Raw genomic sequence first — 12,823 nt, 5'->3', positions numbered from 1 at the left:
CGTTGAACCTGGCTAAATCAGGTGCGGTCGATTAGTGGCCCCTGGCCACAGTTTTGTCGATATTCTTTGTTCCACGTTAGCCGGGCCCGACCGTGCAGCGTTTTTAACCAGGGAACCGCCCATAGGCGGTGGCAGGGAGGATGAATGATTAGAACCCATGGCGTCAGTACGTCCATTGTTGGCGTTGCCTGTCGCTTTACCAAGCATCATTGGACGCGAGTGCGGATGAGCCTGCTCATCCCGCTGGCGCTGGGCGCCTGCGCGCTCTCGCCCGCCACCTCATCTCTACTTCAAGCCAAGGAGATTTCCATGCAAGACAATCAAGGCCAGTATCAACCCTACACCCCAGGTATGAAGCTGCCTGAGGGCGTCTTCCCACCCATGCAAGGCTACACCCATGAAGATTTGGTGGGCGCGGCGGGTAAACGGGCTGAAGCGGTACTGAAAGAAGCGGGGGTTGATCCGACGCTGGCACGTGAATCACTGTTCGCGCTGGCCCAGCATCTGAACCAGGCACTGGAAGCCCAGAACGTCGAGTACCAGATTGCCACGTGGTACAAAAAGCCTTATGAAAACCCTGCAGACCGTAGCAAGAGTGTCGCTGACATGGCTGAAAGTTTTGGGGCACTGGCCGTGCGCGCCACAACTGAATCTCTTAAAGGCTCACCGCTGCTGGACATGGACAAAGCGTTTCTTCGTAACTACATCAGCAGTGCCGGCGATGGCGTTCACGACTTGATTGCAACCCTGAACAAACCAGGCGCCTGAAGATTGTTGGAAACGGTACTGGGCACCCAGTACCGCTATCGGCAAGAACCATAGGGACATGATATGAGTGATGCCAAGCGTTTCACGGTGTACTTCGACGGCACCGGCAACAACAAAGACCTGAACACCCCTGAGGGTACGCAGACCAACGTCGCGCGCCTATTCGACCTGGATACCGCCCAAGGGACCAACCTGGCGCGCAACTCGGGGCATACCCCGCAGCAGTACGATACCCAGGCACGTTCCGGCCAGTCAGAGAAAATCTACTTCGACGGTGTTGGCAGCCAGTCGCAGACCTCCGGGCGGTCACTAATCGAGGGTGCTACCGGACGGGGCGCGCAAGAGCGTGTCGACCAAGCCTACGATGCAATTGTGGCGTTTCACAACAAATACCCCGACCAGCAGGTTGATGTGAATATTGTCGGGTTCAGCCGGGGCGCCTCCCAGTCTCGCGCACTGGCCAACAAGTTCATTGACAGCGGTGTGCCGAAATTGGACGGGCAAGGGAAGCCTACCGGGGACTTTCTGATTCCACCTGGCCAAGCCCATGTCAACAAGCTGGGTATCTTCGACACCGTCGCCACTGACGGGTTGTCCAACACCGATACACACTTGGGTAAAAACCTGGAAATCGGCAAGAACGTTGACTCTACCACCCACTTGGTGGCGATGAACGAATACCGTGACACCTTCAAGCTGACCAGTGCCCTGCGCAACGATGACAACTCAAAGATCGAGGAGATCAAGTTCGCGGGTGCGCATTCGCAGGTGGGCGGTGGGTATCAGAATGACGTGCTCGCTGCTGGCCCTCTGGCTGTGATGTACGAGCGTCTGCAGTCGGCAGGCATCGAGCTGAAACCCATGCAGCAGGAAGACGTCAAGCGAGTCGAACAGTACAACCAATTGATCAAAGACCCACAAAAGGTTGAAGCAGCGCTGATCGACTCTCGGCTGCTGAAAGGTGAAAAGGCATTCACCCAAGGCAAGGACGGTGTATACGAAACCATTAATAATACTCCGTTCCCGCTGGAGCGAGGCACCGTTAATATCTTTGATCGTCAGAGCAGGCCTTTCGAGCATGAAACCAACGGCCGCGGTGTAGTCTTCGAAAACGACGATCGGCTTAGCCGTAGCAGCGTGTCCAGAGGTTTTGAAGACCTGGGTGCCAACCTCAAGACATTGGGCCAGAATGCACTTTCTGCCACCGCACGCTTCGTAGGCATGGATACGCGCAAGCAGGCCGTTGACGAAGGCATGGACCAGATAGATCAGCTGAAGGCTGAAAGGGCCGCCGTCGCACAGGGCCAGGTATCTGGCCTGTCCGGTGACCTCAAGGCATCGAGGCCAAATGCCAGCTACATCGAAGGTATGAAGCTGCAGCCAGTACCGGTACCCAATGGCGCCTTACAAGGGCAGCAACAAGACCCTCTTGCCCAACAGCGCGGCGATTCATTCAAGGCAATGGAGGAAAAGGCTCGCAGCCTCAACCCGTCTGCCAGTGTTGGCGAAGCATCGCAAACCGGTCGCAAGGCTACCAGCGGGATGGTGGTTGGGATGGACGAACATCACATCTTGCAGAAAGTTGGGCAAACCGACCAGTTTGTCATCCATGATCGTCGTGACGTCGATGCCAACCGCAACTTCCAGGTGGGCAAGAGTACAGCCATCGTAAATGAGAAAGGCATCGGTGAGGTCGCTCGTAATGCAGCGCCGAAATTGGAGTTGGACACGGGGCTGGGCCAGGCAATGCGTCGGTGACCGAGCTAGATTTGGCCAGGACAGTTGCAGGGCGGCAGGTGCATGAAACTGTGCTTGCCCCTCGTCCGCTGCTGGCTGAGGGCACCCTTCAAACCCTGAAATGGCTCGCCCTGCTGCTGATGACCGGCGATCACATCAACAAGTACCTGTTCAACGAAACGCTCCCCTACCTGTTCGAGGCGGGGCGCATCGCCATGCCGCTGTTCGTGATCATCCTGGGTTACAACCTGGGCCGGCCGAACAGCTGGCAGGCCGGCGCGCACCGACGTACCGCATGGCGTCTGTTGATCTTTGGCCTGCTCGCTACGCCCCCGTTCATTGCCTTGGGCGGGTTGTGGTACGGCTACTACCCGTTGAACATCCTGTTCGCCTTGCTGGTCATCACCCTCACCCTGGCCGCCTGCGAGCGCGCGCTGGCCGGGCAGCGCTGGGCCTGGGGCCTGGCGCTGCTGGTGTTTCTGGTAGGGGGCGCGCTGGTCGAGTTCTGGTGGCCCGCTGTGTTGCTGGGCGTGTGCACAACGTGGTTCGTTCGGCGGCCTAATGCTTTTGCCGCACTGGGTACGGTGCTGTCGCTGGCAGCGCTGACCTATGTCAACGGCAATGCCTGGGCCATGGCTGCGTTGCCCATCGTGCTGCTGGCGCGTGGCATCAGGCCGAACCTGCCGCGCTGGCGCTGGCTGTTCTACGCCTATTACCCACTGCACCTCGTGGCGCTGTGGCTGATTCGCATACCCATGGCAAAAGCCGGTTATCTGTTTCTGATATGAGGAGTGTCTGATGAAGATGCCGACCCCCATCAACCCGCCGGCAGACGATGCCGGCCAAGGCCTCGAGGCCCAGGCCCAGGCATTGGCCGCCGAGCAGGCCGCGCTGCTGCAGGGCAGTTCGGTGCAGGCTCGCTATGACCAGGCTCTTGGCGAACTGGTCGAGCAGAAAGCTGACCAGGCGGGCGCGCTGGAACAACGCCTGGAAAACATGCTCGACCGCCAGCAGGCGCAACTGCAGCAAAGCCTGGCGTTGCGCCCTGGCATGATCGCCCTGCCGTCCACCCGCGCTGCCTGGGAGCAGGCGAACCAGCGCTGCCAGGCACGCCTGCAGCAATTACAGGCGCGTCTGGAGCGGGTGCAAGACCTGCACCATGGCATGGGCCTGTATACGCCACGTATCGAAGAGATGGCCGCGCGCCAGTTGCGCGCCGAGCAGCCTGAGCTGGTCGAGCAGTGGAGCCTGCAGCGCCAGGCCGAGCGCAGCCTGACCGAAGCTCAGCGTCGCAGCCTGAGCCCAGAACTGAGCCGCGGCCGGACAACCACGCCGTGAGCCCTACCGCCCCTAACAGTCACCCTAACGTTCACGGAGCCCATCCATGAAACACAACAATGCCGTCGGGCCGCAGATCCGTGGCGGAAAACGCAATGGCGCCAGCCGCTGGCAAGCGTTGCTGGCCATCGCGTTTCTGATCGCAGGGCTGGCCACGGCCACCCAGTTCTTCGCCTATCAGTTCGGCTATCACGCAGCTCTGGGGCCGAACCTTAACGGGGTGTATGCGCCCTGGATGATTCTGGTGTGGGCCGCCCGGTGGTCGGTCGAACAACAGGATGCGTTGATGCGTGCGGGCTCCATGGGGGTACTGGTGACGGGCATTGGCCTGGTCACCGTGGTGGTGGTACGCATGATCACCAACAACAGCGCCCAGGCCAACGCCTTCCTCCACGGCTCGGCCCGCTGGGGCGAGCGCAAGGACATCGAAAGCGCCGGCCTGCTGGCCGACGAAGGCGTATATGTGGGCGCCTGGCTGGACAAGCGCAACAAGCTGCACTACCTGCGCCACAACGGCCCTGAACATATCCTCACCTTCGCACCCACCCGTAGCGGTAAGGGCGTAGGGTTGGTGATCCCAACGCTGCTGTCGTGGAAACACAGCGCCGTGATCACCGACCTCAAGGGCGAACTGTGGGCATTGACTGCCGGCTGGCGCCAGAAACACGCGGGCAACCGGGTGCTGCGTTTCGAGCCCGCCACGGCCAACGGCTGCGTTGGCTGGAACCCGCTCGAGGAAATCCGCCTGGGCACCGAGTTCGAGGTGGGTGACGTACAGAACCTGGCCACGCTGATTGTCGACCCGGACGGCAAGGGCCTCAACGACCACTGGCAGAAGACTTCCCAGGCCATGCTGGTTGGTTGCATTTTGCACCTATGCTACCGAGCGCAGGACGAAGGCGGTTTCGCCAGCCTGCCGATGCTCGATGCCATGCTCGCCGACCCCAGCCGGCCCATTGCCGAACTGTGGGAGGAGATGACCCATTACGGCCACCTCGATGGCGAGAACCACCCGCTGGTAGGCTCTGCAGCCCGGGACATGCTCGACCGCCCGGCCGAAGAGGCAGGCTCGGTGCTGTCCACTGCCAAGTCGTACCTCTCGCTGTTCCGCGACCCGATCGTGGCCCGCAACGTCGCCCGTTCGGAATTCAAGATCCGCGACCTGATGAATCACGACGACCCCGTCAGCCTGTTCATCATCACCCAGCCCAACGACAAGGCCCGCCTGCGCCCGCTGGTGCGCATCCTGGTAAACATGATCGTGCGCCTGCTGGCCGACAAGATGGACTTCGAGGACGGGCGCCCCAAAGCGCATTACAAGCACCGCTTGCTGATGATGCTCGACGAGTTCCCGAGCCTGGGCAAGCTGGACATCATGCAGGAGTCGCTGGCGTTCGTGGCCGGTTATGGCATCAAGTGCTACCTGATCATTCAGGATTTGTCGCAGCTGCAGGAATTCTACGGGCAGAACGAGAGCATCACTTCCAACTGCCATATCCAGAACGCCTACCCGCCAAACCGGGTGGAAACCGCAGAGCACCTGTCCAAGCTCACCGGCCAGACGACCATCGTCAAGGAACAGGTCACCACCAGCGGGCGCCGCTCAAGCGCGCTGCTGGGGCAGGTCTCGCGCACCATCCAGGAAGTGCAGCGGCCGCTGCTGACCACCGACGAAGCCCTGCGCATGCCCGGCCCTCGCAAGGACAGCAGCGGTAACATTCAGGAGGCCGGCGACATGGTGGTGTACTGCGCAGGGTTCCCGGCGTTCTACGGCAAGCAGCCGTTGTACTTCCAGGACCCTATCTTCACCGCCCGCGCCAAGGTACCAGCGCCGCGTGACAGCGACCGCACCATCGACCTGCGGGAGACGGCACCATCGGCATGAAGCGACCGCTGAGCGTGGCTGCGCTGCTGGGCATCCTGGCCTTGCTGCTGTCTGCGCTGGCCATGCACAGCGGGGCCCGCATCAACGTCACCAGTAGCTTTCCACCGGGTATCTACTGGGTGGTCGACAAGGCACCGGAGAAGGGTGACCTGGTGATGTTCTGCCCTCCCAAATTGCCCCTGTTCGACCTGGCGCATACGCGCGGCTACCTCGGCGGGGGTTCATGCCCCGGCGGCTACATGCACATGATCAAGCGCCTGGTCGCTGAGGCGGGCGACGAGGTGCTGATTGCCGACGCTGGCGTCAGCGTCAACGGCCAACTGCAACTGCGCAGCCAGCTGTTGGCCAAGGACCCAAGCGGGCGCAGCATGCCACGCCCTGCATCGGCGCATTTTCGCCTGGCCGACGGCGAAGTGCTGATGCTCTCCGACTACAGCCGGTTGTCTTTCGACGGCCGGTATTTCGGTACGATACCCCGGGTGCAACTGAATGAGGTGGTCAGGCCGTGGCTGGTGTGGGACCGCTCACCGAAATGAACGCTGGGGGTTAGCTAACCCCAGCCTCACTCATTGCAGTAAATAATTACAGTAATGATGCTTGTCACTTGATGCTTTTTTGCTACCATCGACATCCCGCCTTTCCGTCTGGAACAGCCGTTCTAGAGCCTCCGAATTAAGTTTCAGTTAAGTTTTCCCCGCTAGCGTAGGAAATCAGTCCACACCGACTGTGATTTATGGCAAATGCCTGTCATCTAAATCCCTGCATAGCCAGAATCTTTCACCGGTAAACTGGGTTTACCTACTCACCGTCAAGAGGATGAATCATGCCCGTAAAGGACCCATCCAAGGCCGTACCGCAGGTCCCCGCGGAAAGCGCCGATGCTGCCCTCAAGCACATCGTCGACGGCTTCCTGCGCTTTCACCATGATGTCTTCCCCGAGCAGCAAGAGCTGTTCAAAAAGCTCGCCACGGCGCAAACACCGCGCGCCATGTTCATCACCTGTGCCGACTCGCGCATCGTCCCCGAGCTGATCACCCAGAGCTCGCCCGGCGACCTGTTCGTTACCCGTAACGTCGGTAACGTGGTGCCGCCCTATGGCCAGATGAACGGCGGTGTGTCCAGCGCCATCGAATACGCCGTGATGGCGTTGAAAGTGCACCACATCATCATCTGTGGCCACTCCGACTGTGGCGCCATGCGCGCCGTGCTCAACCCCCAGTCGCTGACCAAGATGCCGACCGTTGGCGCCTGGCTGCGCCATGCCGAGGTGGCCCGCACGGTTGTCGAGAACAACTGCTCGTGTGGCAGTGAGCACGAAAGCATGCAGGTGCTGACCCGGGAAAACGTCATCGCCCAGCTGCATCACCTGCGCACGCACCCCTCAGTGGCATCGCGCCTTGCCGCAGGCCAGCTGTATATCCACGGCTGGGTCTACGACATCGAAACCAGCAAGATCGAAGCCTATGACGCGGCCAGCGACAGCTTCATGCCCCTGGCGGCCGGCGAGCCCGTCCCCTGCGCTACTCCGAGAGGCCGCTACTAAGCGACCCTGACACCCCTGAGCCTTGAATAGCCGGCTGCACCCTGCGGGCGTGCGGCGCGGCCTTCGGCTGCCTTGAATTCCCTGACTGGTGTGCCGGCATTGTCTGCTGGCAGCCCGCGCCTGCGCGCATGTCGGGGCCCAAACGTGCCCATGGCCAGCGGAATGGCCATGTGATCGAGAAAGGAGAAATACGGTGAACATTACACAGCTGAAAGCGGCCCTGCCGCGTGAGTTGCTGGCCTCGGTGGTGGTCTTCCTGGTGGCGTTGCCGCTGTGCATGGGTATCGCGATCGCCTCGGGCATGCCGCCAGCCAAGGGGCTGATCACCGGCATCATCGGTGGCATCGTCGTTGGGTTTCTGGCCGGCTCGCCGCTGCAGGTGAGCGGGCCTGCGGCAGGCTTGGCGGTTCTGGTGTTCGAACTGGTGCGCCAGCATGGCATGGCCATGCTCGGGCCAATCCTGCTGCTGGCGGGGGTATTGCAACTGCTGGCCGGGCGTCTGCGCCTGGGTTGCTGGTTCCGGGTTACGGCGCCTGCTGTGGTGTACGGCATGCTGGCGGGCATCGGCGTGCTGATCGTGCTGTCGCAGGTGCATGTGATGTTCGACACCGCGCCCCAGCCTTCGGGCCTGCAGAACCTGCTGGAGTTCCCGGCAACGGTGGCCGCTGCCCTGCCGCTGGAAAGCGCCGGCATGGGTTGGCAGGCCGGTGCCCTGGGTCTGGGCACCATCCTCATCATGTGGGGCTGGGAGCGGTTTCGGCCACAGCGCTTGCGGTTCATCCCCGGGGCGTTGTTGGGGGTGGCGGCGATGACTGCCATCAGCATGTGGTTGGCGCTGCCGGTCAACCGTGTGCAGGTGCCCGCCGACCTGTCGGAAGCGATCGACTGGATACGCCCCGATGACCTGATGAAGCTGGCCGACCCTGCCCTGCTGGTGGCCGCTTTTGCCCTGGCCTTTATCGCCAGCGCCGAAACGCTGCTTTCGGCTGCGGCCGTGGACCGCATGCACAGCGGCCAGCGTTCGGACTTCGACCGCGAGCTGTCCGCCCAGGGCATCGGCAATATGCTGTGTGGTGTGCTGGGGGCGCTGCCAATGACTGGGGTGATTGTGCGCAGCTCGGCGAATGTGCAGGCCGGTGCCCAAACACGGGCCTCGGCGATTCTGCACGGCATCTGGCTGTTGGCCTTCGTGGTGGTGCTGAGCAGTGTGCTGCAACAGATCCCCGTCGCCAGCCTGGCTGGGGTACTGGTGTTCACCGGGGTCAAGCTGGTGGACTTCAAGGCGTTCCGCGGCCTGGGGCGTTATGGGCGCATGCCGATGTTCACCTACGCGGCAACCGCGCTGGCGATCATCTTCACCGACCTGCTCACCGGCGTGCTGCTGGGCTTTGCCCTGACCTTGCTGAAGCTGGCCTTCAAGGCCGCGCGGCTGAAGATCAACCTGGTGAGCCTGCCCAAGGCCGGCCATATGGAGCTGCGGCTCAGCGGCGCGGCCACCTTCCTGAAGGTGCCGGCGTTGACCAAGGTGCTGGACAGCGTACCGGCAGGCACAACATTGCATGTGCCCCTGGGCAACCTCAGCTACATCGACCACTCATGCCTGGAACTGCTCGAAGACTGGAGCCGCAGCAATGCAGCCAATGGCTCGCGGCTGCGCATCGAGCACAGGCGCCTGAAGCGGCGGGTGGAGGGGCGCTTGCGCACTACCGCAGGTGTTGGGGCCTAGCTGTGGGCTGGCCCTTGGCGGGTAACACCGCCAAGGGCCAGCCAGCAGGGGGGCGATGGCTCAGGCCGGCTGGCCCAGTTCCACGCCCAGTTGGCGCGACAGGCACGGCCAGCGCTTCCAGGCGGCGCCGGTTTCCGGGCTGCTGAGTTTGTCGCGGTAGCTTTCCACCGACTCTGCGGCAAAGCTTTCGTCATCCAGCATCTCGTCTACCGAGTGGTGCACCACTTCGTCCAGCTGGTTGGCGAAGGCCTCGCCGATCAGTTGGTGGGCGATCAGGTTGGCCACGGTGGTGTCGACCGGGATCAGCGGCTGCTGGAAGTGGCGGATGTACAGGTCATTGACCTCTTCCACCAGGCGGTGCGCCAGGTAGGCTTCGTCCAGCAGGCAATCCAGGCCCACATGCCCCTGCATCACGCTGGGTGGCTGCAGGAAATAGGCTTCTGCAATTTTCAATACGGGTTTGATCTGCGATTCGATGCCGGCCTCGCGGGCGACTTCGTGGGCGGCCTCCAGCAGCTCCGGCACCTGGTCGATGTAGGCACCGACGAAGCGCGCCAACGTACCTTGGGCGTCCTGCTCCGGCAGCTGGATTGAGGGGTGCAGGTGCGGCAGTTGCAGCGCGAGGCGCTGTTTCAGCTGGCCGGTCTGGCCTTCATGTTGATGGGCTTGGCTCACCTGCTCGCGTACAGCAGCGATGTTCATGACAACTCCAGGGACAAAACGTTTCAAACGGAAGACACTAACTTAGCTGGATATTCAAAATACTTAAGATTCATTTGTTATAAAGGGATCCAATCTGTGGTTTGCTCAGCATATACAGAGCCAACCTCCGGGCTTCAGGCCTTCAAGCACACGTGATACGGGCTGAGCACCCTTCGGCGGGCCGGGCCTTCGTTGCGGCCCATCGGCTGCTGTCTATACTCCCGTAGAACGTGATTCGTTGATGAGGCCCGACTGCTTTCAGCTGGGGCTCGGTCGTCGAAGCCAGGCAGTCTTGACCGCCGTTCCCTCTTGCCGCAGGCCCTGCCTCCGGAAAAACAAGAACAAGTAGGGGAACCCGCAATGATGCGACATCCATCTGCGTGGATGGGTCTGCTGTTGTGGTCGGTTCTGGGGCGGGCCAATGCGGCCTGGACCGTGAACATGCACCCTGGGGCGACGGAAGTGTCCAACGCCGTCTTCAGCCTGCACATGACCATTTTCTGGATCTGCGTGATCATCGGCCTGGTGGTGTTCGGCGCGATGTTCTGGTCCATGGTGCTGCACCGCCGTTCCACCGGCCAGCAGCCGGCGCAGTTCCATGAGCACACCCGGGTCGAGATCCTGTGGACGGTGATCCCCTTCCTGATTCTGGTGGCGATGGCCATCCCGGCCACGCGCACCCTGCTGCACATCTACGACGCCAGCGACTCGGACATCGATATCCAGGTCACCGGCTACCAGTGGAAGTGGCACTACAAGTACCTGGGCCAGGACGTGGAGTTCTTCAGCAACCTGGCCACCCCTGCCGAGCAGATTCACAACAACGCCCCCAAGGACGAACATTACCTGCTGGAAGTGGACCAGCCCCTGGTGTTGCCGGTGGGTGCCAAGGTGCGCTTTCTGGTGACGGCAGCCGATGTCATCCATTCCTGGTGGGTGCCCGCCTTTGCCGTCAAGCGCGACGCCATACCCGGGTTCGTCAACGAGGCCTGGACCCGCATCGACAAGCCCGGCATCTACCGTGGCCAGTGCACCGAACTGTGCGGCAAGGACCACGGCTTCATGCCGGTGGTGGTGGAGGTGAAGTCCCAGGCCGATTACGACACCTGGCTGAGTGAGCGCAAGGCCGACGCGGCCAAGCTCAAGGAACTGACCAGCAAGCAGTGGACGCTGGACGAACTGGTGGCGCGCGGCGACAAGGTCTACCACACCACCTGCGTGGCCTGTCACCAGGCCGAGGGCCAGGGCTTGCCGCCGATGTTCCCGGCGCTGAAGGGCTCCAAAATTGCCACCGGGCCGAAGGAAGGCCACCTCAACATCGTGTTCAACGGCAAGCCGGGCACTGCCATGGCGGCGTTTGGCAAGCAGCTCTCCGAAGTGGACATTGCGGCGGTGGTCACCTACGAGCGCAACGCCTGGGGCAACAACCAGGGCGATATGGTCACGCCGCAGGATGTGCTGGCCCTCAAGCAGGCGCAAGCGCAATGAACCGCCGGGGCCTTGGCGACCAACAGGTTGCAGGAGACAGGACATGAGTGCAGTGATCGATGACCACGCCCAGGGCCATGCGCATGGGCCGGCCAAGGGCCTGATGCGCTGGGTGCTCACCACCAACCACAAGGACATCGGCACCCTGTACCTGTGGTTCAGCTTCACCATGTTCCTGCTGGGTGGCTCGTTCGCCATGGTGATCCGCGCCGAGCTGTTTCAGCCGGGCCTGCAGATCGTGGAGCCGGCCTTCTTCAACCAGATGACCACGATGCACGGGTTGATCATGGTGTTCGGTGCAGTGATGCCAGCCTTCGTGGGGCTGGCCAACTGGATGATCCCGCTGATGATCGGCGCCCCGGACATGGCCCTGCCGCGCATGAACAATTTCAGCTTCTGGCTGCTGCCGGCGGCGTTCCTGTTGCTGGTCTCCACCCTGTTCACCCCTGGCGGCGGGCCCAATTTTGGCTGGACCTTCTATGCGCCCTTGTCCACCACCTATGCACCGGCCAGTGTCACCTTCTTCATCTTCGCCATCCACCTGATGGGGATCAGTTCGATCATGGGGGCAATCAACGTGATCGCCACCATCCTCAACCTGCGTGCACCGGGCATGACCCTGATGAAGATGCCACTGTTCGTGTGGACCTGGCTGATTACCGCATTTTTGCTGATTGCGGTGATGCCGGTACTGGCCGGCGTGGTGACCATGATGCTGATGGACATCCATTTTGGCACCAGCTTCTTCAGCGCTGCCGGTGGCGGTGACCCGGTGCTGTTCCAGCACGTGTTCTGGTTTTTTGGCCACCCCGAGGTGTACATCATGATCCTGCCGGCCTTCGGCGCGGTCAGCTCGATCATCCCGGCGTTTTCCCGCAAGCCGCTGTTTGGCTACACCTCCATGGTGTATGCCACCGGCGCCATTGCTTTCCTGTCCTTCATCGTGTGGGCGCACCATATGTTCGTGGTGGGCATACCGGTGGTGGGCGAGCTGTTCTTCATGTACGCCACCATGCTGATTGCGGTGCCTACCGGGGTGAAGGTGTTCAACTGGGTCAGTACCATGTGGGAAGGCTCGCTCACGTTCGAAACGCCCATGTTGTTTGCCATTGCCTTCGTCATCCTGTTCACCATCGGCGGTTTTTCGGGGTTGATGCTGGCCATCGCCCCCGCCGACTTCCAGTACCACGACACCTACTTCGTGGTGGCGCACTTCCACTATGTACTGGTACCCGGCGCCATTTTCGGCATCTTCGCCTCGGCGTATTACTGGCTGCCGAAGTGGACCGGCCACATGTACGACGAAACCCTCGGCAAACTGCACTTCTGGCTGTCGTTCATCGGCATGAACATGGCCTTCTTCCCCATGCACTTTGTCGGGCTGGCGGGCATGCCGCGGCGTATTCCGGATTACAACCTGCAGTTTGCCGACTTCAACATGGTGTCTTCGATTGGCGCGTTTCTGTTTGGCGCCACGCAGGTGTTCTTCCTGTTCATTGTCATCAAGTGCATACGGGGCGGTGAGCCGGCCCCTGCCAAACCCTGGGATGGGGCCGAGGGGCTGGAATGGTCGGTCCCCTCGCCTGCGCCCTACCACACCTTCCAGACGCCACCTGACGTGGAGTAACCCATCGCC

General features: G+C 61.6%; 11 protein-coding genes. 10 read left to right on the top strand and 1 reads right to left on the bottom strand.

From position 1 onward, the window contains the following. Positions 1-225: 225 nt before the first annotated feature. The 8 genes from IAE38_RS11870 (at position 226) to IAE38_RS11835 (ending at position 8,997) form a co-directional block, all read left to right on the top strand. Positions 226-768: a hypothetical protein gene (locus tag IAE38_RS11870; RefSeq protein WP_236403914.1), complete on the top strand. Its 543-nt coding sequence runs from the start codon at positions 226-228 to the stop codon at positions 766-768. Positions 769-831: 63 nt separating this feature from the next. Continuing rightward, a complete protein-coding gene (locus IAE38_RS11865; protein ID WP_201217699.1) occupies positions 832-2,526 on the top strand; it encodes a phospholipase effector Tle1 domain-containing protein in 1,695 nt (564 codons plus the stop codon). Between the two features lie 50 nt (positions 2,527-2,576). After that, a complete protein-coding gene (locus IAE38_RS11860; protein WP_328822891.1) occupies positions 2,577-3,293 on the top strand; it encodes a TraX family protein in 717 nt (238 codons plus the stop codon). Positions 3,294-3,303: 10 nt separating this feature from the next. Continuing rightward, positions 3,304-3,843, top strand: a complete 540-nt coding sequence (locus IAE38_RS11855) for an IncP plasmid survival protein KfrC family protein (RefSeq protein WP_201163421.1) — start codon at positions 3,304-3,306, stop codon at positions 3,841-3,843. A gap of 46 nt (positions 3,844-3,889) precedes the next feature. Further along, positions 3,890-5,728 (top strand): type IV secretory system conjugative DNA transfer family protein, encoded by a 1,839-nt coding sequence (locus IAE38_RS11850; protein WP_201217697.1) that lies wholly within the window; start codon positions 3,890-3,892, stop codon positions 5,726-5,728. Then, positions 5,725-6,264, top strand: a complete 540-nt coding sequence (traF, locus tag IAE38_RS11845) for a conjugative transfer signal peptidase TraF (RefSeq protein ID WP_201163419.1) — start codon at positions 5,725-5,727, stop codon at positions 6,262-6,264. Before IAE38_RS11850 ends, traF begins: the two co-directional genes overlap by 4 nt. 287 nt (positions 6,265-6,551) lie before the next feature. Next, a complete protein-coding gene (locus tag IAE38_RS11840) occupies positions 6,552-7,271 on the top strand; it encodes a carbonic anhydrase (protein WP_028633145.1) in 720 nt (239 codons plus the stop codon). Between the two features lie 193 nt (positions 7,272-7,464). After that, a complete protein-coding gene (locus IAE38_RS11835) occupies positions 7,465-8,997 on the top strand; it encodes a SulP family inorganic anion transporter (protein WP_201212780.1) in 1,533 nt (510 codons plus the stop codon). 60 nt (positions 8,998-9,057) lie between these two features. Here the strand turns inward: IAE38_RS11835 and IAE38_RS11830 are convergent, their stop codons facing one another. Then, positions 9,058-9,699 (bottom strand): hypothetical protein, encoded by a 642-nt coding sequence (locus IAE38_RS11830; protein WP_060482600.1) that lies wholly within the window; start codon positions 9,697-9,699, stop codon positions 9,058-9,060. A 360-nt stretch (positions 9,700-10,059) separates the two neighbouring features. On the opposite strand from IAE38_RS11830, the gene coxB reads away from it, so the two are divergent. Continuing rightward, positions 10,060-11,187 carry a cytochrome c oxidase subunit II gene (coxB, locus tag IAE38_RS11825; RefSeq protein WP_201217695.1) on the top strand — a complete coding sequence of 376 codons (1,128 nt, stop codon included), beginning with the start codon at positions 10,060-10,062 and terminating at the stop codon, positions 11,185-11,187. A 43-nt stretch (positions 11,188-11,230) separates the two neighbouring features. After that, positions 11,231-12,814, top strand: a complete 1,584-nt coding sequence (ctaD, locus tag IAE38_RS11820; RefSeq protein WP_060482602.1) for a cytochrome c oxidase subunit I — start codon at positions 11,231-11,233, stop codon at positions 12,812-12,814. Positions 12,815-12,823: the final 9 nt, after the last annotated feature.

Source organism: Pseudomonas sp. S32, assembly GCF_016648095.1.
In the GTDB taxonomy this organism is placed as follows: Bacteria; Pseudomonadota; Gammaproteobacteria; order Pseudomonadales; family Pseudomonadaceae; genus Aquipseudomonas; species Aquipseudomonas parafulva.
Note: the sequence above shows the minus strand (reverse complement) of the source record. Positions and strands in the feature narration are given on the sequence as shown.

Excerpts from the sequence above, each read along its gene's own strand:
- IAE38_RS11870 (WP_236403914.1), top strand. The coding sequence starts at position 226 with ATGAGCCTGCTCATCCCGCTGGCGCTGGGCGCCTGCGCGCTCTCGCCC.
- IAE38_RS11865 (WP_201217699.1), top strand. The coding sequence starts at position 832 with ATGAGTGATGCCAAGCGTTTCACGGTGTACTTCGACGGCACCGGCAAC.
- IAE38_RS11855 (WP_201163421.1), top strand. The coding sequence starts at position 3,304 with ATGAAGATGCCGACCCCCATCAACCCGCCGGCAGACGATGCCGGCCAA.
- IAE38_RS11850 (WP_201217697.1), top strand. The coding sequence starts at position 3,890 with ATGAAACACAACAATGCCGTCGGGCCGCAGATCCGTGGCGGAAAACGC.
- traF (WP_201163419.1), top strand. The coding sequence starts at position 5,725 with ATGAAGCGACCGCTGAGCGTGGCTGCGCTGCTGGGCATCCTGGCCTTG.
- IAE38_RS11840 (WP_028633145.1), top strand. The coding sequence starts at position 6,552 with ATGCCCGTAAAGGACCCATCCAAGGCCGTACCGCAGGTCCCCGCGGAA.
- IAE38_RS11830 (WP_060482600.1), bottom strand. The coding sequence starts at position 9,699 with ATGAACATCGCTGCTGTACGCGAGCAGGTGAGCCAAGCCCATCAACAT.
- coxB (WP_201217695.1), top strand. The coding sequence starts at position 10,060 with ATGATGCGACATCCATCTGCGTGGATGGGTCTGCTGTTGTGGTCGGTT.
- ctaD (WP_060482602.1), top strand. The coding sequence starts at position 11,231 with ATGAGTGCAGTGATCGATGACCACGCCCAGGGCCATGCGCATGGGCCG.